This window comes from Streptomyces sp. MAI_2237, assembly GCF_054189285.1.
In genome coordinates, this window is the sequence record NZ_JAJPGQ010000003.1 from 2,476,269 (window position 1) to 2,500,403 (window position 24,135).

Genomic DNA, 24,135 nt, shown 5'->3' on the forward strand with positions numbered 1-24,135 from the left:
AAGACGACGAACCTGCGGACGACGGCCCCGAGACGGCCCAGGGGAGTCCTTAGGTGTCTGACCTGCGGTCGGCTCAGTAGCCGAAGTCCTGCGTCCACCAAGGGCCGCCGGCGCCGAAGTGGACGCCGACTCCCAGGGTCTTGAAGTCGCAGTTCAGGATGTTGGCGCGGTGGCCGGGGCTGTGCATCCAGGCGTCCATCACGGCCGCCGCGTCCGCCTGGCCGCGGGCTATGTTCTCCCCGCCCAGGTTGGATATGCCGGCCTTCGCCGCCCGGTCCCACGGCGTGGCGCCGCTGGGGTCGGTGTGGTCGAAGAAGTCCTGGGCGGCCATGGCCTCGGAGAAGTTCTCGGCGAGGTCCGTGAGCGCGCTGTTGGCGGAGACCGGGCTGCAGCCGACCTTGTTCCGCTCCTCGTTCACCAGGCGCAGCACCTCCGCCTCGGCGGCGGCCTGCGTGGACACCGTCACCGCCGCGGAGGCGGCCGGCGCGGAGGTCTTCTCCTTCTTCGGCGGCGTGGTCGCCTTCGGCTTCTTGCTCGGGGTGGCCTTCGGCTTCTTCGTCGGTGCCTGGGTGGGCGCGGACGTGGAGGCGGACACGCTCGGCGCGGGGGAGGCCGCACGGCCGGCGCCGCGGCTGGTGGAGGAGCCCTCCTCACGGCTGCCGGCGTCGCCCGAGGCACCGCCCTGCTCGCTGGCCGAGTTGGTCGGCGAGCTCGCGGCCTGCACCTTGTCGCCGCCGGTGCCGCCGCCCAGCTTGTAGTTGTCGAGCCCGGGCATCGCACCCGTGGCCATCGCGACCGTGCCGATGGCCACGGCCGCCGAGACGCCGAGCAGCCCGGTCTTCACCGGAGTGGCGGCACGCTTCTTGCGCCGGCGCGATCCGCCCCGTCGGGAGTCCTGGCCGGAGCCAGGCCCGTGCTCGGGGAAGACCGTGCGGTAGTCGTCCTCCGTGGCGAACAGGTAGGCGGCGCTGCGCGCGGAGGTCTCGGCGTACTCCTCGGTGTTCAGATACGGCGCGGTGCCCATGGCGGGCGTGGAGCCCTCCGTGAACGACTCCCGCGTGTCGTGACCGTAGGGCGCCTCGTGGCCGAACGCCGCGTCGTGGCCGAACGCCGCGTCGTGACCGTACGACTCGGGCGGGTCGTAGCTGTACGAGTACTGCTGGGGGTCGAACCCGCTCGCGTACGAACCGTCCGTTCCCGTGACTGTCGTGGCGCGGCCCGTGGCGGCGCGGCCGGCGGCGGAGCGTCGGTGGCGTCCCATGTCCTGGCCTTCCTCGTCCTGGCGGTCGACACGTCCCCCCGGTCAACCATGATCACAAAACTCACACCTTCGAGTGAGTTTCGTGTGAGATTGCTTGGCAGGGGACGGTACCGCATGGCGCCAGGGGAGGAAGTGTCCGGAGGGACATTGGCCGGTTAGGTTGCAGCCATGAGCGAGGATGTGCGACTGGTCGCCTGGGTGCGCGGACGGGTCCAAGGTGTGGGTTTCCGCTGGTTCACACGGGCCAAGGCCCTGGAGCTCGGGGGACTGAGTGGTTTTGCTCTCAATTTGGGCGACGGACGGGTCCAAGTGGTCGCGGAGGGTGCGCGGGAGCGGTGCGAAGGACTCTTGGACTGGCTCCAGGGTGACGACACGCCCGGCCACGTGGACGGCGTCACCGAGATCTGGGACACACCGCGCGGGGGTTACGACGGGTTCGCCATCCGCTGACCCGACGGCACCGAGCCGACCGTACGGAAGCGGTGGAGGCCCCCTCCGGCGCCCGTCCCGAGCAGAAATTGCCTGGTGGTTGCCAAGAAGAGACTTGTTCTGGCAGGCTCCGCACGCAAGGATGATCGTCACGCCCCGACAGGCCCGCGGGAGTCGCATCGCCGCCGTTCCAGGCCGCGTGCCCCCCGGATGCCCGCCAATACGGGGTGTGATCGTGTTGACCGTCAAACTTTTTGGTGAGACGCTGAAAGCACCCCGCGCACCTTCGCTGTTTGGCATGGATGAACAGCAGCACGAACTCAACAGTGTCAAGCACCGCGGGTGCGAATCCCTCACGACCCACACCGCTTCGGTCGGTCACTCAGTGTGGAGGACCATCCATCATGGCAAAGGCGCTTCTCGGTTACGTCGGCGGCTCCGACCCTCGACTCCTCGCCGAGATGCGACGGCTCCAGCAGCGCGTCCAGGACCTGGAATCCGAGCTCGTACGCATCCAGGCCGAGAACGACGCCCTGACGGCTGCCGCTTCTCACGACAGGATCATGGAGAGCATCGACGCACACCAGGCGGAGCCTGCGCTCACCTGATCACTGCCTCACACCATGACAGCAGGGGTTGGGCTGCCCGTATCAACCGCTGAGTCAGATGTGCAAGGGACGCTTCGGCGTCCCTTCTTTCTTTCCCCCGCACCCTTTCACTCTCTTTAACGTTTGGTGTGCCCTGCACGTTCAAGGGTGAAACCGCGGGTTCATGGAGTGAGACACGGGCGGAAGGTAGAGTCCGGCGGCGTGCACCTCAAGGCCCTGACCCTCCGAGGGTTCAAGTCGTTCGCCTCGGCGACCACGCTCCGGTTCGAGCCCGGCATCACATGCGTCGTGGGGCCGAACGGCTCGGGCAAGTCCAACGTCGTCGACGCCCTCAGCTGGGTGATGGGCGAGCAGGGCGCCAAGTCGCTGCGCGGCGGCAAGATGGAGGACGTCATCTTCGCCGGCACCACCGGCCGCCCGCCGCTGGGCCGCGCCGAGGTGTCCCTGACCATCGACAACTCCGACGGCGCCCTGCCCATCGAGTACGCCGAGGTCACCATCACGCGGATCATGTTCCGCAACGGCGGCAGCGAGTACCAGATCAACGGCGACACCTGTCGCCTGCTGGACATCCAGGAACTGCTCTCCGACTCCGGCATCGGCCGCGAGATGCACGTCATCGTCGGCCAGGGCCAGCTCGACTCCGTCCTGCACGCCGACCCCATGGGCCGCCGCGCCTTCATCGAGGAGGCGGCCGGCGTCCTCAAGCACCGCAAGCGCAAGGAGAAGGCCCTGCGCAAACTGGACGCGATGCAGGCCAACCTCGCGCGCGTGCAGGACCTGACCGACGAACTCCGCCGCCAGCTCAAGCCCCTGGGCCGCCAGGGCCGCCGTCGCCCGCAGGGCCGCCGTCATCCAGGCCGACCTCCGCGACGCCCGGCTGCGCCTGCTTGCCGACGATCTCGTACGACTGCGTCAGGCGCTGCAGACCGAGGTCGCGGACGAGGCCGCGCTGAAGCAACGCAAGGAGGCCGCCGAGCAGGAGCTCAGGAAGGCCCTCCAGCGCGAGGGGCTGCTGGAGGACGAGGTACGGCAGCTCACGCCCCGCCTGCAGCGGGCCCAGCAGACCTGGTACGAGCTCTCCCAGCTCGCCGAACGCGTCCGCGGCACGATCTCGCTGGCCGACGCGCGCGTGAAGAGCGCGACCTCGGCGCCGCCGGAGGAGCGGCGCGGACGCGACCCCGAGGACATGGAACGCGAGGCGGCGCGCATCCGGGAGCAGGAGGCCGAACTGGAGGCCGCCCTGGAGGCGGCCGAGCGCGCCCTGGAGGACACGGTCGCGCACCGCGCCGAGCTGGAGCGCGAACTCGCGCAGGAGGAGCGGCGCCTGAAGGACGTCGCCCGCGCCATCGCCGACCGCCGCGAGGGCCTCGCCCGGCTCGGCGGCCAGGTCAACGCGGCACGGTCGCGCGCCGCCTCCGCCCAGGCCGAGATCGACCGCCTGGCCGCGGCGAGGGACGAGGCCCAGGAGCGTGCCGTCGCCGCGCAGGAGGAGTACGAGGCCCTCAAGGCCGAGGTCGACGAACTCGACGCCGGCGACACGGAACTGGCCGAGCGGCACGAGGCGGCGAAGGCCGCGCTGGCCGAGGCCGAGGCCCAGCTGAGCACCGCCCGCGAAGCGGCCACGGCGGCGGAACGCAGGCGCGCGGCGACCCAGGCCCGCCACGAGGCGCTCGCGATGGGTCTGCGCCGCAAGGACGGCACGGGCGCGCTGCTGGGAGCGAAGGACCGCCTCTCCGGCCTGCTGGGCCCCGCGGCGGAGCTGCTGACGGTCACACCGGGGTACGAGGTGGCACTGGCGGCGGCGTTCGGCGCCGCGGCGGACGCACTGGCGGTCACCTCCCCCGCGGCGGCGGCGGACGCGATCCGCCTGCTCCGCAAACAGGACGCCGGACGTGCGTCACTCATCCTGGCCGGGTCCCCGGAGACGCCCCCAAGGGGCGCGGGGAACTGCGCGACCAGCCCCCACGAACCCGCGGACGCCGCGCGACCCGATGCGGCAGCATTCGTCCGCGGTCCTTCGGACCTCATGCCGGCCGTCAAACGCCTCCTCGACGGGATCGTCGTCGTCCCCACCCTCGAAGACGCCCAAGACCTCGTCTACGCCCACCCCCACCTCACCGCCGTCACCGCCGAAGGCGACCTCCTCGGCGCCCACTTCGCCCACGGCGGCTCCGCGGGCGCCCCGAGCCTGCTCGAAGTACAGGCGTCCGTCGACGAGGCCGCCGCCGAACTCGAAGAGCTGGCCGTCCGCTGCGAGGAGCTGACCGAGGCCCAGCACACGGCACAGGAGCGCCGCGGGGCGTGCACCACCCTCGTCGAGGAGCTTGGCGAGCGCCGCCGTGCCGCCGACCGGGAGAAGTCGGCCGTGGCCCAGCAGCTCGGCCGCCTCGCCGGGCAGGCCAGGGGAGCCGCGGGAGAGGCCGAGCGCTCCGTCGCGGCGGCGGCCCGCGCCCAGGAGGCCCTCGACAAGGCCATGCAGGAGGTCGAGGAACTCGCCGAGCGCCTCGCCGTCGCCGAGGAGATGCCGGTCGAGGAGGAGCCCGACACCTCCGTCCGCGACCGCCTCGCCGCCGACGGCGCCAACGCCCGCCAGACCGAGATGGAGGCCCGCCTCCAGGTCCGTACGCACGAAGAGCGGGTCAAGGGCCTGGCCGGACGGGCCGACTCGCTCGACCGGGCCGCCCGCGCGGAGCGCGACGCACGCGCGCGGGCCGAGCAGCGGCGGGCGCGGCTGCGGCACGAGGCGGCGGTCGCCGAGGCCGTCGCCTCCGGCGCGCGCCAGCTCCTCGCGCACGTCGAGGTGTCCCTGCGCCGCGCCGAGGAGGAGCGCGCGGCCGCCGAGGCCGCCAAGGCCCGCCGGGAACAGGAGCTGGTCGCCGCCCGCACCGCCGGCCGCGACCTCAAGTCCGAGCTGGACAAGCTCACCGACTCCGTCCACCGCGGCGAGGTCCTCGGTGCCGAGAAGCGGATGCGGATCGAGCAGCTGGAGACCAAGGCGCTGGAGGAGCTGGGCGTGGAGCCGGCCGGGCTCGTCTCCGAGTACGGCCCCCACCAGCTCGTACCGCCCTCCCCGCCCGCCGAGGGCGAGGAGCTGCCGGAGGACCCCGAGCACCCGCGCAACCGGCCGAAGCCCTTCCACCGGGCCGAGCAGGAGCGGCGGCTCAAGGCGGCCGAGCGCGCCTACCAGCAGCTCGGCAAGGTCAATCCGCTCGCCCTGGAGGAGTTCGCCGCGCTGGAGGAGCGCCACAAGTTCCTCAGCGAGCAGCTGGAGGACCTGAAGAAGACCCGCGCCGACCTGCTGCAGGTGGTCAAAGAGGTCGACGAGCGCGTCGAGCAGGTCTTCACCGAGGCCTACCGGGACACCGCCCGGGAGTTCGAGGGCGTCTTCAGCCGGCTCTTTCCCGGCGGCGAGGGCCGGCTCATCCTGACCGACCCGGACAACATGCTCACCACGGGCGTCGACGTGGAGGCGCGTCCGCCGGGCAAGAAGGTCAAGCGGCTGAGCCTGCTCTCCGGTGGCGAGCGCTCACTCACCGCCGTGGCGTTGCTCGTGTCGATCTTCAAGGCCCGGCCGAGCCCGTTCTACGTGATGGACGAGGTCGAGGCCGCGCTCGACGACACCAACCTGCAGCGGCTGATCCGGATCATGCAGGAGCTGCAGGAGGCGTCCCAGCTCATCGTGATCACCCACCAGAAGCGCACGATGGAGGTCGCCGACGCGCTGTACGGCGTCTCCATGCAGGGCGACGGCGTGTCGAAGGTCATCAGCCAGCGTCTGCGCTGAGCGCCGTCTTCCCCCACATCTCTTCAATACTTGAACACCTTCCCGTTACCCCTGCGCTAAAAACTCACACCTGGGCCCTCTTGACTTCGAAACTTGAAGACATAGTCTCGGCAATGTCGTTTTTACCTTCAGGTAGCACCGACCTGGAAGGGTCCCCCACCCGGCAGCGTTGCCGGTGGCCCGAGGAGTTGAACGCGTGACCACAGCGCAGGCACAGAAGTCCGGAGCCGGAACGGCTCATCCCGATCATCTCGGGCATGTCATCTTCATCGCGGCGGCGGCCGCGATGGGCGGTTTCCTCTTCGGCTACGACAGCTCCGTGATCAACGGCGCCGTCGAGGCCATCCGGGACCGCTACGACATCGGCTCCGCGGCGCTCGCGCAGGTCATCGCCATCGCCCTGATCGGCTGCGCCATCGGCGCCGCCACCGCCGGCCGCATAGCCGACCGGATCGGCCGCATCCGGGTCATGCAGATCGCCGCGGTGCTGTTCACCGTCAGCGCGGTCGGCTCGGCGCTGCCGTTCGCGCTGTGGGACTTCGCCCTGTGGCGGGTGGTCGGCGGTTTCGCCATCGGTATGGCCTCGGTCATCGGCCCCGCCTACATCGCCGAGGTCGCCCCGCCGGCCTACCGCGGCCGGCTCGGCTCCTTCCAGCAGGCGGCGATCGTCATCGGCATCGCGATCTCCCAGCTGGTCAACTGGGGTCTGCTCAACGCCGCCGACGGCGACCAGCGCGGCAAGCTGATGGGTCTCGAGGCCTGGCAGGTCATGCTCGGCGTCATGGTGGTCCCGGCCGTCCTGTACGGCCTGCTCTCCCTGGCCATCCCCGAGTCCCCCCGCTTCCTCATCTCCGTGGGCAAGCGGGAGAAGGCCCGCGAGATCCTCGCCGAGGTCGAGGGTGAGAGCGTCGACCTGACCGCCCGGGTCGCCGAGATCGAGCACGCCATGAAGAGCGAGCACAAGTCCACCTTCAAGGACCTGCTCGGCGGCGGCTTCTTCTTCAAGCCGATCGTCTGGATCGGCATCGGCCTGTCGGTCTTCCAGCAGTTCGTCGGCATCAACGTCGCGTTCTACTACTCCTCCACGCTGTGGCAGTCGGTCGGCGTCGACCCGACGGACTCGTTCCTCTACTCCTTCACCACGTCGATCATCAACATCATCGGCACCGTGATCGCGATGATCTTCGTGGACCGCGTCGGCCGCCGCCCGCTCGCCATCATCGGCTCCATCGGCATGGTGATCGGCCTCGCGCTGGAGGCCTGGGCGTTCTCCTTCGACCTCGTCGACGGCAAGCTGCCCGCCGCGCAGGGCTGGACCGCCCTGATCGCCGCCCACGTCTTCGTCCTCTTCTTCGCCCTGTCCTGGGGCGTCGTCGTCTGGGTCATGCTCGGCGAGATGTTCCCCAACAAGATCCGCGCCGCCGCACTGGGCGTGGCCGCCTCCGCGCAGTGGATCGCCAACTGGGCCATCACCGCGAGCTTCCCGTCGCTGTCCGACTGGAACCTCTCCGCGACCTACGTGATCTACACGGTCTTCGCCGCCCTCTCCATCCCCTTCGTCCTGAAGTTCGTCAAGGAGACCAAGGGCAAGACGCTGGAGGAGATGGGCTGACCGCCCCCACCCACTCGGGGGGAAGGGCCCAATCCCCGCTGCCCCTCTCCTCGTATCGTCGCCGCCCCCGTCCGGACTCACCGTCCGGACGGGGGCGGCGGTGCGTGAGACGCCGGATGCCGCCCGGCCCGGGCTCACGCGGCGTCGCCCGTTTCAGCCCTCCAGCCCCGGCAGCACCCGCTCCGCGAACAGCCGCAGGCTGCGCCACCCCTCCTCCAGCGGCATGCCGCCCACCAGGGGATGCAGGACGAGGTTGTCGAACCCCTGCTCCCCGCACTCCTCCGGTGTCAAGATCCGGTACACGCCCTCCGCGCGCAGCTCGTCCACCGTCGTCGCCGCCGACTTCACCGCCGAGCGGATGTCCCCGGACTGCCAGGAGGCATAGGTCCGCGCCTCGTGCAGGAAGTGCTCGCCGTAGGTGCCCCAGGCCCGGTCCGGGTCCTCGGCGATGTGCAGCAGCGGGGTCTCGGCGGTCGGCATCATGGTCCAGCCCTCGGTGCCGTACTCCACGAGCCGTTCCTTGTAGTACGCCTCCAGCTCGGGCAGGTGGGCGCTGGGGAAGAAGGGCAGGCCCAGACGGGCGGCGCGGCGGGCGGCGGCCTTGGAGGAGCCCCCGACCAGCAGCAGGGGGTGCGGCTCGGTGAAGGGGCGCGGGGTGACCCGTACCGTACGGCCCCGGTACTCGAACTCCTCGCCGGTCCACGCCATCAGCAGCGTCTCCAGCAGCTCGTCCTGCAGCTTTCCGCGGCGCTTCCAGTCGACGTCGAACAGCGCGTACTCCTCGGGCCGGTAGCCGATCCCGGCGACCGTGACCAGCCGTCCGCCGCTCAGCAGGTCCAGTACGGCCATCTCCTCCGCCATCCTGAGCGGGTCGTGCAGCGGGCCGATCACCGCCGAGACGGTCACCGCGATCCGGCTGGTCGCCCCGAACACGGCGGCCGCGAAGGCGAACGGCGACGGCAGCCAGTTGTTCGCGACGCCGTGGTGCTCCTCCGTCTGCACGGTGGTGATCCCGTGCCGGTCGGCGTACGCCGCCATCTCCAGGGCGGCCCGGTAGCGGGCGCCCAGGTCGGCGGGGGTGGCGCCGGGCGCGACGAGGTTGAAGCGTACGACCGTGACGGGCATGGGGGTCCCCTTCGCCGGGCGGATGTGCGGGGGACGGTAGCTGACGCAGCGTCAGATCGCCATGGGCGCGGAAGCCGCGGCCGTCCCGGTGGGCGGCCCTTCGGAGGAACCCACGAGACCGGCGCGCCCTCCGCACTGGGCCCGGCCAGGGCCATGGCCGATACTGGACGGGTTATGGAAACCGTCATCCTTGCTGTAGTCATCGCCGTGGTCGTGCTCGGCGCGCTCGGCGGGCTCATCGTCGGCAGCCGGCGCAAGAAGTCGCTGCCCCCGCCACCGCCCGCCGCGCCCGACATCACCGCCCCGCCCGCCGAGCCGCACGTCGGCGACGAGGCCGAGACGCCGCGCGACGAACCGCGCCGGACGATAGAGGAGGTGGATCTACCCGACGGCTCGGCGCCGGTCGTCGTCGAGGAGCCGCCGGCTCTGGAAGTCCCCGAGATCGAGGTGCCCGAGCCGACCGCCGGCCGGCTCGTCCGCCTCCGTGCCCGACTCTCCCGCTCCCAGAACGCGCTCGGCAAAGGCCTGCTCACGCTCCTGTCGCGCGAGCACCTCGACGAGGACACCTGGGAGGAGATCGAGGACATCCTGCTCACCGCCGACGTCGGTGTGCAGCCCACCCAGGAGCTGGTCGAGGGCCTGCGCGAGCGCGTGAAGGTGCTCGGCACCCGCACCCCCGTGGAACTGCGCGCCCTGCTGCGCGCGGAGCTGCTGAAGCTGGTCGACCCCGACATGGACCGTGTGGTCAGGACCGAGCCGGAGTCCAGCAAGCCCGGCATCGTGATGGTCGTCGGCGTCAACGGCACCGGCAAGACCACCACCACCGGCAAGCTCGCCCGCGTTCTGGTGGCCGACGGGCGCTCCGTCGTGCTCGGCGCCGCCGACACCTTCCGTGCCGCCGCCGCCGACCAGCTGCAGACCTGGGGCGAGCGGGTCGGCGCCTACACCGTGCGCGGGCCCGAGGGCGGCGACCCCGCCTCCGTGGCCTTCGACGCGGTGAAGGAGGGCAAGGAGATGGGCTCGGACGTCGTGCTCATCGACACCGCCGGCCGCCTGCACACCAAGACCGGCCTCATGGATGAGCTCGGCAAGGTCAAGCGGGTCGTGGAGAAGCACGCGCCGCTCGACGAGGTGCTGCTCGTCCTCGACGCGACCACCGGGCAGAACGGTCTCGTCCAGGCACGCGTGTTCGCCGAGGTCGTCGACATCACCGGCATCGTCCTGACCAAGCTGGACGGCACGGCCAAGGGCGGCATCGTGATCGCCGTGCAGCGCGAGCTGGGCGTGCCCGTCAAGCTGATCGGACTGGGCGAGGGCGCCGACGATCTGGCGCCGTTCGAACCGGAGGCGTTCGTCGACGCCCTCATCGGGGAGTGACCCCACCACCTGCCGAGTGCGGTACGTGGGCCGAGAAGCGCCCGTCTCCCGAGGTGCGGTCCGGGAGACGGGCGCTTCGGCGTGTGCGGACCCGAAAGGTACGGCTACGCCCGTGACCGGTGTGCCACGTAGGCCAGCGTGCCCAGCAGCAGCCGGGCCGCCGGTGGCCTGGTCGCCGAGTCCAGGGCCGGGGGCCGCAACCAGCGCACCGGACCCAGCCCGCCCCGGTCCGACGGCGGGGCCGTGATGAACGTGCCGGGGCCGAGGCCGCGCAGGTCGAGGGCGGTGGGGTCGTCCCAGCCCATGCGGTAGAGCAGGTCGGTGAGTTCGGCGGCGGCGCCGGGCGCGACGAAGAAGTGCGCGCGGCCGTCGGGGGTGACGGTGACCGGACCGAGGGGGAGACCCATGCGCTCCAGGCGGACCAGGGCGTTGCGGCCGGCGGCCTCGGCGACCTCGATGACGTCGAAGGCCCGGCCGACGGGGAGCATCACCGCCGCACCGGGGAACTCGCCCCAGGTCTTGGTGACCTCGTCGAGGGTGGCGCCGGCCGGGACCGGGGGCGCGAACTCGAGCGGGTGCGCCCCCGGCGCGCCACAGTCCGCCCGGCCGCAGGAGCAGGCGCCCGCGGCGGCCCGTGCTCCCGCCACGACGTCCCAGCCCCACAGGCCGGTGAACTCGGCGACCGCGGTGGTGCACTCCGAGGAACGACCGCGCCTGCGCGTGCCGGAGCGGATTTCCCGGATGCCGCCGATCGTGAAGCCCATGCCCCCTCCAACGTGTCCGACGCGTCGGTGGTTACGACACGGATGCGGAACGTGACCCTGCGTGTTCCGGGTCACCGGATCCGCTCGGTCCAGGCGGCGCTCCGAAGTGCCCCGGGTGGTGAACTCGGCGGTGCGCGCCCCTGAGTGCATCGCTCCGCCTACTCCCGGCCGTCCTATGTCAAGTGAATCGCGTGAAGGCCACCGTGAGTTCATTCGATGGGGTGGCGAATGGTGGCGTTTCCGGGTTCGCCGTGGCCGGACGCGTGATCGTGGGATTACGTTGAGTGTGCGAGGCCTGGGGGCACATGCACTCGTGGGTATGCCGGAGGCAAGTCGGCTTTCCGTTCGGAGGGTGAGAACCGGCGGACGGGAGGCCCCATTTACCGGCATTCTGATAGGGCTTGGCGCACTCAGCGACAAGTGGTCTCAGGGATGGGGGCGTTCCAGTGAGCGGCAACGGCGGAAGCGGGACAACCGCGACCAGCACGGACAAGCGCCCGAACGAGCTGCTCACGTCCTGGTTCGTGCGCAGCGGCTGGTCCAAGGGTGAGCTCGCCCGCCAAGTCAACCGCCGGGCACGCCAGTTGGGCGCCAACCACATCTCCACCGACACCTCCCGGGTGCGCCGCTGGCTGGACGGCGAGAACCCCCGCGAGCCCATCCCCAGGATCCTGTCCGACCTGTTCTCCGAGCGTTTCGGCTGCGTGGTCTCCGTCGAGGACCTGGGGCTGCGCGCCGCACGCCAGTCGCCCTCGGCGACCGGCGTCGACCTGCCCTGGACGGGCCCTCAGACGGTCGCCCAGCTCAGCGAGTTCTCGCGCAGCGACCTCATGCTGGCGCGGCGCGGCTTCCTCGGGACCTCGCTGGTGCTGTCCGCGGGCCCGTCCCTCATCGAGCCGATGCAGCGCTGGCTGGTGCCCGGCCCGCAGGCCGCGCCGCCGGAGGCCGAGCAGTCCGCGGCGAGCCGCCGCCCCGGCCGGCTGTCCAAGCCCGAGCTGGACCTCCTGGAGTCCACCACGGTGATGTTCCGCCAGTGGGACGCCCAGTGCGGCGGCGGCCTGCGCCGCAAGGCGGTCGTCGGCCAGCTGCACGAGGTCACCGACCTTCTCCAGGAGCCCCAGCCCGAGAGCACCACCCGCCGGCTGTTCAAGGTCGCCGCGGAACTGGCGGAGCTCGCGGGCTGGATGTCGTACGACGTCGGACTCCAGCCCACCGCGCAGAAGTACTTCGTCCTCGCCCTGCACGCCGCCAAGGAGGCCGGCGACCGGCCGCTCGGCTCGTACATCCTCTCCAGCATGAGCCGCCAGATGATCCACCTCGGCCGGCCCGACGACGCCCTGGAGCTGATCCACCTCGCGCAGTACGGCAGCCGGGACTGCGCGAGTCCGCGCACCCAGTCGATGCTGTATGCGATGGAGGCCCGCGCCTACGCCAACATGGGGCAGCCCGGCAAGTGCAAGCGGGCGGTGCGGATGGCCGAGGACACCTTCGGCGAGGTCGACGAATGGGACGAGCCGGACCCGGACTGGATCCGCTTCTTCTCCGAGGCCGAACTGTACGGCGAGAACAGCCACTCCTTCCGCGACCTCGCCTATGTCGCCGGCCGCAGCCCCACGTACGCGTCCCTGTCCGAGCCCCTCATGCAGCGGGCCGTCGAGCTGTTCGCCGAGGACTCCGAGCACCAGCGGTCGTACGCGCTAAACCTGATCGGCATGGCCACCGTGCACCTGCTGCGGCGCGAGCCCGCGCAGAGCGCCGTGCTGGCCGGGCAGGCCATGCACATCGCCAAGAAGGTCCGCTCCGAGCGCGTCAACACCCGTATCCGAAAGACCGTCGACACGGCTGTACGCGACTTCGGTGACCTCGCCGAGGTCGTCGATCTCACGGAGAAGCTCTCCATCGAGCTTCCCGAGACCGCCGAAGCGGTCTGACATCCCCTGAACCCCGGCCGCGGCCGGCCCTCCCGAACTGCCCGACTCGGCTCCCCCGTGCCAGGTCATCGGAAGGCCCGCCGCGGCCGGTTTTCGTCTTCCTCGAAGGTTGCGCCACGATAACGATCGCCCAGCCGGGCATCTCGCGATTCATCGATCCGTAACACGCAGGGCGTCTTCGTCACTCCGGTGAAACAACCAGGGGCTTCCACCGAAACCGCGCTGCGCCAATCTCATGGCGCATAACCGGCCCACCCCTCACGACCGGACCGCTCACACGCTCCGACCCGCACGGGGCCGTACCAACCGACGAGGAGACGCCGATGGCATCAGCCGCCATCACGCTTGCCGCGGAGGCACCCAAGCTGTCCTCCGCGAACACGGGCTTCATGCTCATCGCATCCGCGCTCGTGCTGATCATGACCCCCGGTCTTGCCTTCTTCTACGGAGGCATGGTCCGCGTCAAGAGCACCCTGAACATGCTGATGATGAGCTTCATCAGCATGGGTGTCGTGACCATCCTGTGGGTGCTCTACGGCTTCTCCATGAGCTTCGGCACCGACCACGGCTCACTGATCGGCTGGACCGGCGACTTCGTCGGCTGGGCCGGCATCGACAAGATGGACCTCTGGCCGGGCTACACCATCCCGGTCTTCGTCTTCGCCGTCTTCCAGATGATGTTCGCGATCATCACGCCCGCCCTGATAAGCGGCGCCCTGGCGGACCGCGTGAAGTTCAGCGCCTGGACGATCTTCCTCGTCCTGTGGGCCACGATCGTGTACTTCCCGGTCGCGCACTGGGTCTGGGGCACCGGCGGCTGGGCCTTCGAACTCGGTGTGATCGACTTCGCCGGTGGTACCGCGGTCCACATCAACGCCGGTGCCGCGGCGCTCGGCGTCATCCTCGTCATCGGCAAGCGCGTCGGCTTCAAGAAGGACCCGATGCGCCCGCACAGCCTCCCGCTGGTCATGCTCGGTGCCGGTCTGCTGTGGTTCGGCTGGTTCGGCTTCAACGCCGGCTCCTGGCTCGGCAACGACGACGGCGTCGGCCCGCTGATGTTCGTCAACACCCAGATCGCCACCGGCGCCGCCATGCTCGCCTGGCTCGCCTACGAGAAGATCCGCCACGGCGCGTTCACCACGCTGGGCGCCGCCTCCGGCGCGGTCGCGGGCCTCGTCGCCATCACCCCCTCGGGTGGTGCCGTCTCCCCGCTCGGCGCGATCGCCGTCGGTGCCATCGCCGGTGTCCTGTGCGCCGCGGCCGTGGGCCTGAAGTTCAAGTTCGGTTTCGACGACTCGCTCGACGTCGTCGGTGTCCACATGGTCGGCGGTATCGCGGGCTCCCTGCTGATCGGCCTGTTCGCCAGCGGCAAGGGCCAGTCCGACGTCAAGGGCCTGTTCTACGGCGGCGGCATGCACCAGTTCTGGATCCAGTGCGCCGGTGTCTTCGGTGTCCTCGCCTACTCGCTGATCGCCTCCGCGCTCCTCGCCTTCCTCCTCGACAAGACCATCGGCATGCGGGTCAGTGAGGACGAGGAGGTCTCCGGCATCGACCAGGCCGAGCACGCCGAGACCGCATACGACTTCAGCGGCGCCGGTGGCGGCGCGGTCAAGAGCACGGTTCCGGCCGGTGTCGGTGCCGCGAGCAAGAAGGTGGACGCATGAAGCTCATCACCGCCGTCGTCAAGCCCCACCGGCTCGACGAGATCAAGGAGGCCCTCCAGGCCTTCGGAGTCCACGGCCTGACGGTCACCGAGGCGAGCGGATACGGTCGTCAGCGGGGCCACACCGAGGTCTACCGCGGTGCCGAGTACACCGTCGACCTCGTGCCCAAGATCCGTATCGAGGTCCTCGCCGAGGACGACGACGCCGAGCAGCTGATCGACGTGGTCGTCAAGGCGGCCCGGACCGGCAAGATCGGTGACGGCAAGGTCTGGTCGATCCCGGTCGAGACGGCCGTCCGGGTCCGGACCGGCGAGCGCGGCCCCGACGCGCTCTGACGGAAGAAGAACAGGAGCTGCTGGGTGTCGAGTACGAACGTGCACAACGAAGCAGAGGACTCGGGACCCAGCGGCTACGCGGCGGCCCGGCTGCGTCTCCTCACGGAGGAGGCGCAGTCCGGGCCGCCGCGCCGTGCGGCCCTCTCCCAGCTGACCGACGAATGGCTCACCGGCCTGTTCGCCGCCGGCTCCGAGGGACTGCGCGGCGCCTCGCTGATCGCCGTCGGCGGCTACGGCCGCGGCGAGCTGTCCCCGCGCAGCGACCTGGACCTGCTCCTCCTCCACGACGGCGGCGACCCCAAGGCGGTCGCCGCCCTGGCCGACCGCATCTGGTACCCGGTCTGGGACCTCGGCCTCTCCCTGGACCACTCCGTGCGCACGCCGGGGGAGGCCCGCAAGACGGCCGGAGAGGATCTGAAGGTCCAGCTCGGCCTGCTGGACGCCCGGCACATCGCCGGAGACCTCGGCCTGACGGCGGGCCTGCGCACGGCCGTCCTCGCCGACTGGCGCAACCAGGCGCCCAAACGCCTCCCCGAACTCCAGGAGCTGTGCTCCGAGCGCGCCGAACGCCAGGGCGAGCTGCAGTACCTCCTCGAACCCGACCTGAAGGAGGCCCGCGGCGGCCTGCGCGACGCCACCGCCCTGCGCGCCGTCGCCGCCTCCTGGCTGGCCGACGCCCCCCGCGAGGGCCTCGACGACGCCCGGCGCCGGCTCCTGGACGTACGCGACGCGCTGCACCTCGCCACCGGGCGCGCCACCGACCGGCTCGCGCTGCAGGAACAGGACCAGGTCGCCGCCGAGCTGGGACTCCTGGACGCCGACACCTTGCTGCGCCAGGTCTACGAGGCGGCGCGGACCATCTCCTACGCCAGTGACGTCACCTGGCGCGAGGTGGGGCGCGTGCTGCGATCGCGCGCCGTGCGGCCCCGGCTGCGCGCCATGCTGGGCGGCGCGAAGCCGGTCGCCGAGCGCTCTCCGCTGGCCGAGGGCGTGGTCGAGCAGGACGGCGAGGTGGTGCTCGCCCGTGCCGCGCGCCCCGAGCGCGATCCCGTCCTGCCGCTGCGCGCCGCCGCGGCCGCCGCGCAGGCCGGCCTCCCGCTCTCCCTGCACGCCGTACGGCGCATGGCGTCCGTCGCGCGCCCCCTGCCCACGCCCTGGCCCGCCGAGGCGCGCGAACAGCTGGTGACCCTGCTCGGCTCGGGCCGCCCGACCGTCGAGGTGTGGGAGGCGCTGGAGGCGGAGGGAGTGATCACCCGGCTGCTGCCCGACTGGGAGCGGGTGCGCTGCCGCCCGCAGCGCAACGCCGTGCACATCTGGACCGTCGACCGGCACCTGATCGAGACGGCCGTGCGCGCCTCCGAGTTCACCCGCCGTGTCCACCGCCCCGACCTCCTTCTGGTCGCCGCGCTGCTGCACGACATCGGCAAGGGCTGGCCCGGCGACCACTCGGTGGCCGGCGAGATCATCGCCCGCGACGTCGCCGCCCGCGTCGGCTTCGACCGCGAGGACGTCGCCGTACTCGCCACCCTGGTGCGCCACCACCTGCTGCTCGTCGACACCGCCACCCGGCGCGACCTGGAGGACCCGGCCACCGTGCGGTCGGTCGCCGACGCGGTCGGCTCGCAGGGGACGCTGGAGCTGCTGCACGCGCTCACGGAGGCGGACGCGCTGGCCACCGGCCCGGCGGCCTGGTCGTCCTGGCGCGGTTCGCTCGTCGCGGACCTCGTCAAGCGCGTCTCCGCGGTCCTCGCAGGGGACGCGCCCGAGGAGCCCGAGGCCGCCGCGCCCACGGCCGAGCAGGAACGGCTCGCCATCGAGGCGCTCGCCACCGGCAGCCCCGTGCTGTCCCTGCGTGCGCAGACCGAGCCGCCGGCCGAGGACCAGCCGCCCGCCGACCCCGAGCCGCTCGGCGTGGAGCTGCTGATCGCCGTACCGGACCAGCCGGGCGTGCTGCCCGCGGTCGCCGGCGTCCTCGCCGTGCACCGGCTGACCGTCCGCACCGCGGAGCTGCGGGCCCTGGACCTGCCGGACGGCGTCGAGGGCGCGGTCCTGCTGCTGGACTGGCGGGTGGCCGCCGAGTACGGCTCCCTGCCGCAGGCCGCCCGGCTGCGGGCCGATCTCGTACGGGCCCTGGACGGCTCCCTGGACATCGCCGGACGCCTCGCCGAGCGCGACGCCGCCTACCCGCGCCGGCGGGGGGTGGTCGCCCCGCCGGCCCGCGTGACGGTCGCCTCGGCGGCCTCGCGGCACGCCACGGTCATCGAGGTGCGGGCGCAGGACGCGCCCGGCCTGCTGCATCGCATCGGGCGGGCCCTGGACGACGCGAAGGTGCGTGTGCGCAGCATGCACGTGTCCACCCTGGGCGCGAACGCCGTGGACGCCTTCTACGTCACCGGACCCGAGGGGGCGCCGCTGCCCGGTGAGGAGGCGGCCTCCGTGGCGCGCAAGCTGGAGGAGACCCTGCGCGGGTGACGGCGAAGGTGCCGGGCGGGGACGATTGTCTTGCGCGTCCGGATACCCTGGAAGACGCTCACACTGCCCCCGACTCCGAGGACCGACGCCGCCGTGTTCGACACTCTCTCCGATCGCCTCTCAGCGACCTTCAAGAATCTGCGCGGCAAGGGGCGTCTGAGCGAGGCGGACATCGACGCCACCGCGCGCGAGATCCGCATCGCGCTGCTCGAGGCGGACGTGGCCCTGCCCGTCGTGCGCACGTTCATCAAGAACGTCAAGGAGCGCGCCCTCGGCGCCGAGGTCTCCCGCGCGCTGAACCCGGCCCAGCAGGTCCTGAAGATCGTCAACGACGAGCTCGTCACGATCCTCGGCGGCGAGACCCGGCGCCTGCGCTTCGCCAAGCAGCCGCCCACCGTGATCATGCTGGCGGGTCTGCAGGGTGCCGGTAAGACCACCCTCGCGGGCAAGCTCGGCCGCTGGCTGAAGGAGCAGGGCCACTCGCCGCTGCTGGTCGCCGCCGACCTCCAGCGCCCGAACGCCGTGAACCAGCTGAGCGTGGTCGCCGAGCGCGCGGGCGTCGCGGTGTACGCGCCCGAGCCGGGCAACGGCGTCGGCGACCCGGTCAAGGTCGCCAAGGACTCCATCGAGTTCGCGAAGTCCAAGGTCCACGACATCGTGATCGTGGACACCGCCGGCCGCCTCGGCATCGACCAGGACATGATGCAGCAGGCCGCGGACATCCGGGACGCGGTCTCGCCCGACGAGATCCTCTTCGTCGTCGACGCGATGATCGGCCAGGACGCGGTCAACACCGCCGAGGCCTTCCGCGACGGCGTCGGCTTCGACGGCGTGGTGCTCTCCAAGCTCGACGGCGACGCCCGCGGTGGTGCCGCGCTGTCCATCCGGCAGATCACCGGTAAGCCGATCATGTTCGCGTCGAACGGCGAGAAGCTCGAGGACTTCGACGCCTTCCACCCGGACCGGATGGCCTCTCGCATCCTCGACATGGGTGACCTGCTCACCCTGATCGAGCAGGCGGAGAAGACCTTCGACCAGGCCGAAGCCCAGAAGATGGCCGAGAAGCTGGCCTCCAAGAAGGGCCAGGACTTCACCCTGGACGACTTCCTGGCCCAGATGGAGCAGGTCAGGAAGATGGGCTCCATCTCGAAGCTGCTCGGGATGCTGCCCGGCATGGGCCAGATCAAGGACCAGATCAACAACATCGACGAGCGGGACGTCGACCGCACGGCCGCCATCATCAAGTCGATGACGCCGGGCGAGCGCCAGGACCCGACGATCATCAACGGCTCCCGCCGCGCCCGTATCGCCAAGGGCTCCGGCGTCGAGGTCAGCGCGGTGAAGAACCTGGTGGAGCGGTTCTTCGAGGCCCGCAAGATGATGTCCCGCATGGCCCAGGGCGGCGGGATGCCCGGTATGCCGGGGATCCCGGGCATGGGCGGCGGCCCCGGCCGCTCCAAGAAGCAGCCGAAGAAGGCCAAGGGCAAGCAGCGCTCCGGCAACCCGATGAAGCGCAAGCAGCAGGAGCAAGAGGAGGCCGCCCGGCGCGCGGCCGCCGCTCAGGGCGGCGCCTTCGGCGTGCCGGGCCAGCAAGCCCCGCAGGACTTCGAGCTGCCCGACGAGTTCAAGAAGTTCATGGGCTGACCGCTGCGGCCCACCGGGGCCGGTCGTCGTCGCGACGCAACGTCGCGACGGCGACCGGCCCCGCTGCTTTCGGCCAATCGTGTCGCCCAGGGGACGTCGTGTCGCCTAGGGGACGCGCGCTATCAGGTACCGGAAGACGTTGTGCATCCACACCGTCCCGTCCCCGCGCACGTACGGGTGCAGCGCCTCCGTCAACTCCTTGTTGACCTGCGTGCGATCCGTCGCCGTGATCGCCGCGTCGAACAGACCGGTCGACAGCAGCCCCTTGAGCGCGCTGTCGGTGTCGGCGTACCCGAAGGGGCAGGCGACCCGCCCGGACCCGTCCGGCCGCAGACCGGACCGCTGGGCCACCTCCTCCAGGTCGTCGCGCAGGGCGGGACGCCAACTGCCCGCGCTGCGCAGCGGGTCAGCCAGCTTGCGGGCCACCCGCAGCACGGACGCCGAGGCGCAGCGCTCCGGCGGGCCCCAGCCGGCGAGCACCACGGGCGCTCCGCGCTCGGCGAGCGGTATCGCCGCCCGCAGCAGGCCGCCGACCCCCTCCGAGTCGCCCGCCCAGCCGAGGGGCTCGAAGGCGGTCACCAGGGTGAACGCGGGCGTCTCCGCGTCGCCCGCGGCCGCCAGGTCCCCGGGTGAACCGTCGACGATCCGGACATCCGCACGCGCGCGTGCCCCCCACGCCTCCGGCTGCAGCCGCTCCCGCGCCAGCGCGAGCCGTTCGGGGGAGGAGCGCTCGACACCGGTGACGGCCGCGCCTCTGGAAGCGGCCATCAGCAGGGAGAGCCCGCTGCCGCAGCCGAGGGCCAGAAGGCGCGTGCCGGTCCCGACCTCGAGTCGCTCGTAGACGGCCTCGTAGAGCGGCACCAGCATCCGCTCCTGGATCTCGGACCAGTCACGCGCGCGTGCACACAGGTCCACACGGGGTGTCGTGCCCGCGTAGGTCCGGTGCTGCCGCACGAGCGTAGGTGTCATGTAAAGCGCCCCAATCCGCCGAGAGTTGCAGCTGTGCCCGTTTTCCTGGCCCCCGTGACGTGCGCTCGCACTCCCCCCGTATGCCAGGTAACTCCGCACTCGACCGCTCGTCCAGTGCTCGTGGGTCCCTGCTTGAGGGTTCGGCGCCCGAGTGGCGAGATTTCACATGCCGGCAACCTGGGCCCGTAGGGTGTCTGCTCTGCGCCGACGGGCCGATGGCGGGGGGTGCTCGCGCGCCCGGTAACGTCGCTGCCCTCGCGGGCGCTTACTGAGGCAGAGCCGTTCCGGGTCGAGAGCGACCGAAACGCCTCTTGCGCACCTGCGGAGCACAGCCGCACCGACGCCTGGACACGATCTACGTGCCGGTGCGTACGTCACCCTACGTACCGGCTTGGTACGAGCTGTGAGGCTTCTCCGCAGATCAGCGCACCCGCCCTCGTCTCCACGCATCAGCGGCAACTGACGGGTACGTGCAAATTATTTGGGATGCCCCGGAATAGGAACACAGCGGCACCCCCGCTCGTTGTCATTACGTGAGCACGACACAGACACCACCTGTTCTCGCCGCGGAGCTGGCACAGGCGTGGGCCGACATTCAGCGGTACCACCCCGAGCTGCCCGATCTCGCCGCGCCAGAGTCCCTGATCGGAGAGTCGTCGTCCGCGTGCGGGCACGAACTCTCCTTCGAGCGACTGCTCCATGAGGCAGTCCACGGCATCGCCGCCGCGCGCGGCGTGCGCGACACCTCCCGCGCCGGCCGGTACCACAACCGCCGATTCCTCGCCATCGCCGAGGAGCTGGGCCTGGACCACCCCGAGGAGCCGCATCCCAGCAGCGGCTTCTCACTGGTCACGCTCAACCCCGAGGCCAAGCGCCGCTACCGCCCGACCATCGACCGCCTCCAGCGCGCGCTGAAGGCCCACACGGTGGCGACGGCGGCGGACACCCCGAAGAGTTTCCGCGGCCCCGCCGCCCGCCACGGCTCCTCCGGGGGTGGCGTGCGGGTGAAGGCCGTCTGCGACTGCGGCCGCAACGTCCGGGTCGTTCCCTCCGTCCTGGCCCAGGCCCCGATCGTCTGCGGCGGCTGCGGCAAGCCGTTCCGGATCCCGGAGGTCGTCGGGGCGGCGTGACCGCGCGCCTGGAGCGCCGGCAACTCGTGGCTGCCGGGATCCGGGCACCGTGGGCAGGGGAGCCGACCGCCGCCCGCGAGCACGCGCGCCGCATTCAGCGGCATGGGTGGACGCGGGCGGCACCCGGGCAGCGCCGGGCTGCGCGGACGCCGTGACGGTGGGTGCGGGGCCGGGCGCCGCTTCGGCATGCCCGGCGACGGCGGCCGCCGGTCCGAAGCGAGCCGCGGGGTGTGGCACAATGGCTAGCTGTACTCGACAGTCGCACAGGACCCCTCTCTCCTCCGGCTGACGCGTCCATCGGGCACTCGGGTACCGCAACCCCACGCGGCAATCTCGCCGTGCCCAACCACGTCAATTCCAGGAGAACCCACTCCCGTGGCAGTCAAGATCAAGCTGAAGCGTCTGGGCAAGATCCGTTCGCCTCACTACCGCATCGTCGTCGCCGACTCCCGCACCCGTCGTGACGGCCGTGCGATCGAGGAGATCGGCAAGTACCACCCGACCTACCACCCGTCGGTCATCGAGGTGGACGCCGAGCGCGTGGCGTACTGGCTGGGTGTCGGCGCGCAGCCGACCGAGCCGGTTCTCGCCATCCTGAAGAAGACCGGCGACTGGCAGAAGTTCAAGGGCGAGCCCGCCCCGGCTCCGCTGCTCGTCGCCGAGCCCAAGAAGGCGCGCCCGTCGTTCGAGGCCCTGGGTGGGGACGACGAGGGCAAGGGTGAGGCCATCACCCAGAAGAAGAAGGCGGAGAAGAAGGACGAGGCCGCCGCCGAGTCCGCGTCGGCCGAGGCCTGAGCATGCTCGAGGAGGCTCTCGAGCACCTCGTGAAGGGCATCGTCGACAACCCCGACGATGTGCAGGTCGCTTCCCGCAACCTGCGCCGCGGACGCGTCCTGGAGGTCCGGGTCCACCCCGACGACCTCGGCAAGGTGATCGGCCGCAACGGCCGCACCGCGCGCGCTCTGCGCACCGTCGTGGGCGCCATCGGCGGCCGTGGTGTCCGCGTCGACCTCGTCGACGTCGACCACGTCCGCTGACGCCGAACGCAGCACCGGCTCGGGCCGGGGAGGGCCACTGGGCCGTCCCCGGCCCGTAGTCGTATGACAGGAGATCCTGAGAAGTGCAGCTCGTAGTCGCGCGGATCGGCCGCGCCCACGGCATCAAGGGCGAGGTCACCGTCGAGGTCCGTACCGACGAGCCCGAACTGCGGCTCGCCCCCGGCGCCGTCCTGGCCACCGACCCGGCCTCCACGGGTCCCCTCACCATCGAGACCGGTCGCGTCCACAGCGGCCGGCTCCTGCTGCGGTTCGAGGGAGTGAACGACCGCACCGGCGCCGAGGCCCTGCGCAACACCCTCCTGATCGCCGAGATCGACCCGGACGAGCTGCCCGAGGACGAGGACGAGTACTACGACCACCAGCTCATCGACCTCGACGTGGTCACGGCCGACGGGGTCGAGGTCGGCCGGATCACCGAGATCTCGCACCTGCCCTCCCAGGACCTCTTCATCGTCGAGCGCCCGGACGGCAGCGAGGTGATGATCCCCTTCGTCGAGGAGATCGTCACCGAGGTCGACCTCGCCGAGCAGAAGGCCGTCATCACGCCGCCGCCCGGCCTGATCGACGACAGGGCCGAGGTCGTCTCCTCGCGGGAAGAGTCGTAAGCGATGCGCCTCGACGTCGTCACGATCTTCCCCGAGTACCTCGAACCCCTGAACGTCTCCCTCGTCGGCAAGGCACGCGCGCGTGGACAGCTGAACGTCCAGGTGCACGACCTGCGCGAGTGGACCCACGACCGCCACAACACCGTCGACGACACCCCCTACGGCGGCGGCCCCGGCATGGTCATGAAGACCGACCCTTGGGGCGACGCCCTGGACGCCGTCCTCGCCGACGGCTACGAGACGGGCTCCCGCGCGCCCGCGCTGATCGTCCCCACTCCCAGCGGCCGCCCCTTCACCCAGGAGCTGGCCGTCGAACTCTCCGAGCGGCCCTGGCTCGTGTTCACGCCGGCCCGCTACGAGGGCATCGACCGGCGGGTGATCGACGAGTACGCGACCCGGATGCCCGTGTACGAGGTGTCCATCGGCGACTACGTCCTCGCCGGCGGCGAGGCGGCCGTCCTGGTGATCACGGAGGCCGTGGCCCGGCTGCTGCCCGGCGTCCTCGGCAACGCCGAGTCGCACCGCGACGACTCCTTCGCGCCCGGCGCCATGGCCAACCTCCTGGAGGGCCCCGTCTACACCAAGCCGCCCGAGTGGCGCGGCCGCGGTATCCCGGAGGTGCTGCTCAGCGGCCACCACGGGAAGATCGCCCGCTGGCGCCGCGACGAGGCCCTCAGGCGTACGACGGCCAACCGGCCCGACCTGATCGAGCGCTGCGACCCCAAGGCCTTCGACAAGAAGGACCGCGAGATGCTCTCCATCCTGGGCTGGACGCCCGACCCGGAGGGGGAGCCGTACGGGCGATTTTGGCGCAGGACCGAGGGCGTGGAAGAATAGGCCGCTGTTGTGCGTCGTCCGGCGCGCGCCCCTGCCACAGGGGGACACGACGCCCGCCCCGACACGGACAGCATCCTCCTGTAGCACCTAGCTCCCGTTGATGACCTGTGGCATCAGCGAAGAAAGCAGACGAAATGTCTCACCTGCTCGACATCGTCGACTCCGCGTCGCTGCGCAGCGACATCCCGGCCTTCCGCCCGGGTGACACCGTCAACGTCCACGTCCGCGTCATCGAGGGCAACCGCTCCCGTGTGCAGCAGTTCAAGGGCGTGGTGATCCGCCGCCAGGGCGCCGGTGTCCGCGAGACCTTCACGGTCCGCAAGGTCTCCTTCTCCGTCGGCGTCGAGCGCACCTTCCCGGTGCACACCCCGATCGTGGAGAAGATCGAGCTCGTCACCCGCGGTGACGTGCGTCGCGCCAAGCTGTACTACCTGCGCGAGCTGCGCGGCAAGGCGGCGAAGATCAAGGAGAAGCGCGACAGCTGAGCTCGCGCGGGTGTTCACATCGGGGCCGGATAGCATTCCGCC

19 protein-coding genes and 1 pseudogene are annotated in these 24,135 nt (G+C 71.2%); 16 read left to right on the plus strand and 4 right to left on the minus strand.

All coding sequences use genetic code 11. The features are described from left to right. Window positions 1–73 precede the first annotated feature (73 nt). Window positions 74–1,261 carry a CAP domain-containing protein gene (locus tag LN251_RS21915; RefSeq protein ID WP_458245860.1) on the minus strand — a complete coding sequence of 396 codons (1,188 nt, stop codon included), beginning with the start codon at window positions 1,259–1,261 and terminating at the stop codon, window positions 74–76. A 168-nt stretch (window positions 1,262–1,429) separates the two neighbouring features. Between LN251_RS21915 and LN251_RS21920 the strand changes: the two genes are divergently transcribed. The 4 genes and pseudogenes from LN251_RS21920 to LN251_RS21935 all read left to right on the plus strand — a co-directional run bounded on the left by LN251_RS21920 (window position 1,430) and on the right by LN251_RS21935 (window position 7,697). Continuing rightward, a complete protein-coding gene (locus LN251_RS21920; protein ID WP_458245861.1) occupies window positions 1,430–1,711 on the plus strand; it encodes an acylphosphatase in 282 nt (93 codons plus the stop codon). 383 nt (window positions 1,712–2,094) lie between these two features. Beyond that, window positions 2,095–2,298, plus strand: a complete 204-nt coding sequence (locus LN251_RS21925) for a hypothetical protein (RefSeq protein WP_058922942.1) — start codon at window positions 2,095–2,097, stop codon at window positions 2,296–2,298. A 201-nt stretch (window positions 2,299–2,499) separates the two neighbouring features. Next, window positions 2,500–6,085, plus strand: a pseudogene (gene smc, locus LN251_RS21930) (chromosome segregation protein SMC). Between the two features lie 286 nt (window positions 6,086–6,371). Next, on the plus strand, window positions 6,372–7,697 hold the full coding sequence (locus LN251_RS21935; RefSeq protein WP_458246770.1) for a sugar porter family MFS transporter: 1,326 nt from the start codon (window positions 6,372–6,374) through the stop codon (window positions 7,695–7,697). A 153-nt stretch (window positions 7,698–7,850) separates the two neighbouring features. On the opposite strand, the gene LN251_RS21940 is transcribed toward LN251_RS21935, so the two are convergent. Then, entirely contained in the window at window positions 7,851–8,822 is a 972-nt protein-coding gene (locus LN251_RS21940) for an LLM class flavin-dependent oxidoreductase (RefSeq protein ID WP_458245862.1), read from the minus strand. Window positions 8,823–8,996: 174 nt separating this feature from the next. Between LN251_RS21940 and ftsY the strand changes: the two genes are divergently transcribed. Then, the gene (gene ftsY / locus LN251_RS21945) at window positions 8,997–10,199 is read left to right on the plus strand and encodes a signal recognition particle-docking protein FtsY (RefSeq protein ID WP_458245863.1); all 1,203 of its coding nucleotides are present in this window, start codon (window positions 8,997–8,999) and stop codon (window positions 10,197–10,199) included. A gap of 104 nt (window positions 10,200–10,303) precedes the next feature. Here the strand turns inward: ftsY and LN251_RS21950 are convergent, their stop codons facing one another. Next, window positions 10,304–10,963 (minus strand): bifunctional DNA primase/polymerase, encoded by a 660-nt coding sequence (locus tag LN251_RS21950; protein WP_458245864.1) that lies wholly within the window; start codon window positions 10,961–10,963, stop codon window positions 10,304–10,306. Window positions 10,964–11,409: 446 nt separating this feature from the next. Here LN251_RS21950 and nsdA point away from each other — a divergent pair, with 446 nt between their 5' ends. The 5 genes from nsdA (at window position 11,410) to ffh (ending at window position 19,009) form a co-directional block, all read left to right on the plus strand. After that, window positions 11,410–12,894, plus strand: coding sequence for a transcriptional repressor NsdA (nsdA, locus tag LN251_RS21955; RefSeq protein WP_458245865.1), 1,485 nt, complete (start codon window positions 11,410–11,412; stop codon window positions 12,892–12,894). A gap of 323 nt (window positions 12,895–13,217) precedes the next feature. Continuing rightward, complete coding sequence (locus tag LN251_RS21960; protein ID WP_458245866.1) at window positions 13,218–14,558, plus strand: ammonium transporter; 1,341 nt, start codon at window positions 13,218–13,220, stop codon at window positions 14,556–14,558. Beyond that, entirely contained in the window at window positions 14,555–14,893 is a 339-nt protein-coding gene (locus LN251_RS21965; protein ID WP_054235369.1) for a P-II family nitrogen regulator, read from the plus strand. The genes LN251_RS21960 and LN251_RS21965 overlap by 4 nt, the downstream gene beginning before the upstream one ends. A 24-nt stretch (window positions 14,894–14,917) precedes the next feature. Continuing rightward, a complete protein-coding gene (locus LN251_RS21970; RefSeq protein ID WP_458245867.1) occupies window positions 14,918–17,365 on the plus strand; it encodes a [protein-PII] uridylyltransferase in 2,448 nt (815 codons plus the stop codon). 93 nt (window positions 17,366–17,458) lie between these two features. Beyond that, on the plus strand, window positions 17,459–19,009 hold the full coding sequence (gene ffh, locus LN251_RS21975; protein WP_458245868.1) for a signal recognition particle protein: 1,551 nt from the start codon (window positions 17,459–17,461) through the stop codon (window positions 19,007–19,009). Window positions 19,010–19,114: 105 nt separating this feature from the next. On the opposite strand, the gene LN251_RS21980 is transcribed toward ffh, so the two are convergent. Next, the gene (locus LN251_RS21980; protein WP_458245869.1) at window positions 19,115–19,978 is read right to left on the minus strand and encodes a class I SAM-dependent methyltransferase; all 864 of its coding nucleotides are present in this window, start codon (window positions 19,976–19,978) and stop codon (window positions 19,115–19,117) included. A gap of 533 nt (window positions 19,979–20,511) precedes the next feature. Here LN251_RS21980 and LN251_RS21985 point away from each other — a divergent pair. The 6 genes from LN251_RS21985 (at window position 20,512) to rplS (ending at window position 24,093) form a co-directional block, all read left to right on the plus strand. Then, on the plus strand, window positions 20,512–21,108 hold the full coding sequence (locus tag LN251_RS21985; RefSeq protein WP_058922931.1) for a hypothetical protein: 597 nt from the start codon (window positions 20,512–20,514) through the stop codon (window positions 21,106–21,108). A gap of 375 nt (window positions 21,109–21,483) precedes the next feature. Then, complete coding sequence (rpsP, locus tag LN251_RS21990; protein ID WP_362987666.1) at window positions 21,484–21,903, plus strand: 30S ribosomal protein S16; 420 nt, start codon at window positions 21,484–21,486, stop codon at window positions 21,901–21,903. A gap of 2 nt (window positions 21,904–21,905) precedes the next feature. Next, window positions 21,906–22,145, plus strand: a complete 240-nt coding sequence (locus LN251_RS21995; protein ID WP_003973401.1) for an RNA-binding protein — start codon at window positions 21,906–21,908, stop codon at window positions 22,143–22,145. Window positions 22,146–22,228: 83 nt separating this feature from the next. After that, a complete protein-coding gene (gene rimM / locus LN251_RS22000) occupies window positions 22,229–22,771 on the plus strand; it encodes a ribosome maturation factor RimM (protein WP_458245870.1) in 543 nt (180 codons plus the stop codon). 3 nt (window positions 22,772–22,774) lie between these two features. Then, complete coding sequence (trmD, locus tag LN251_RS22005; protein ID WP_458245871.1) at window positions 22,775–23,608, plus strand: tRNA (guanosine(37)-N1)-methyltransferase TrmD; 834 nt, start codon at window positions 22,775–22,777, stop codon at window positions 23,606–23,608. Window positions 23,609–23,742: 134 nt separating this feature from the next. Next, a complete protein-coding gene (gene rplS, locus LN251_RS22010; RefSeq protein WP_458245872.1) occupies window positions 23,743–24,093 on the plus strand; it encodes a 50S ribosomal protein L19 in 351 nt (116 codons plus the stop codon). Window positions 24,094–24,135 lie beyond the last annotated feature (42 nt).

Excerpts from the sequence above, each read along its gene's own strand:
- rplS (WP_458245872.1), top strand. The coding sequence starts at position 23,743 with ATGTCTCACCTGCTCGACATCGTCGACTCCGCGTCGCTGCGCAGCGAC.
- LN251_RS21950 (WP_458245864.1), bottom strand. The coding sequence starts at position 10,963 with ATGGGCTTCACGATCGGCGGCATCCGGGAAATCCGCTCCGGCACGCGC.
- LN251_RS21995 (WP_003973401.1), top strand. The coding sequence starts at position 21,906 with ATGCTCGAGGAGGCTCTCGAGCACCTCGTGAAGGGCATCGTCGACAAC.
- LN251_RS21915 (WP_458245860.1), bottom strand. The coding sequence starts at position 1,261 with ATGGGACGCCACCGACGCTCCGCCGCCGGCCGCGCCGCCACGGGCCGC.
- trmD (WP_458245871.1), top strand. The coding sequence starts at position 22,775 with ATGCGCCTCGACGTCGTCACGATCTTCCCCGAGTACCTCGAACCCCTG.
- ftsY (WP_458245863.1), top strand. The coding sequence starts at position 8,997 with ATGGAAACCGTCATCCTTGCTGTAGTCATCGCCGTGGTCGTGCTCGGC.
- LN251_RS21980 (WP_458245869.1), bottom strand. The coding sequence starts at position 19,978 with ATGACACCTACGCTCGTGCGGCAGCACCGGACCTACGCGGGCACGACA.
- LN251_RS21965 (WP_054235369.1), top strand. The coding sequence starts at position 14,555 with ATGAAGCTCATCACCGCCGTCGTCAAGCCCCACCGGCTCGACGAGATC.
- LN251_RS21940 (WP_458245862.1), bottom strand. The coding sequence starts at position 8,822 with ATGCCCGTCACGGTCGTACGCTTCAACCTCGTCGCGCCCGGCGCCACC.
- LN251_RS21925 (WP_058922942.1), top strand. The coding sequence starts at position 2,095 with ATGGCAAAGGCGCTTCTCGGTTACGTCGGCGGCTCCGACCCTCGACTC.
- LN251_RS21935 (WP_458246770.1), top strand. The coding sequence starts at position 6,372 with ATGGGCGGTTTCCTCTTCGGCTACGACAGCTCCGTGATCAACGGCGCC.
- LN251_RS21960 (WP_458245866.1), top strand. The coding sequence starts at position 13,218 with ATGGCATCAGCCGCCATCACGCTTGCCGCGGAGGCACCCAAGCTGTCC.
- LN251_RS21920 (WP_458245861.1), top strand. The coding sequence starts at position 1,430 with ATGAGCGAGGATGTGCGACTGGTCGCCTGGGTGCGCGGACGGGTCCAA.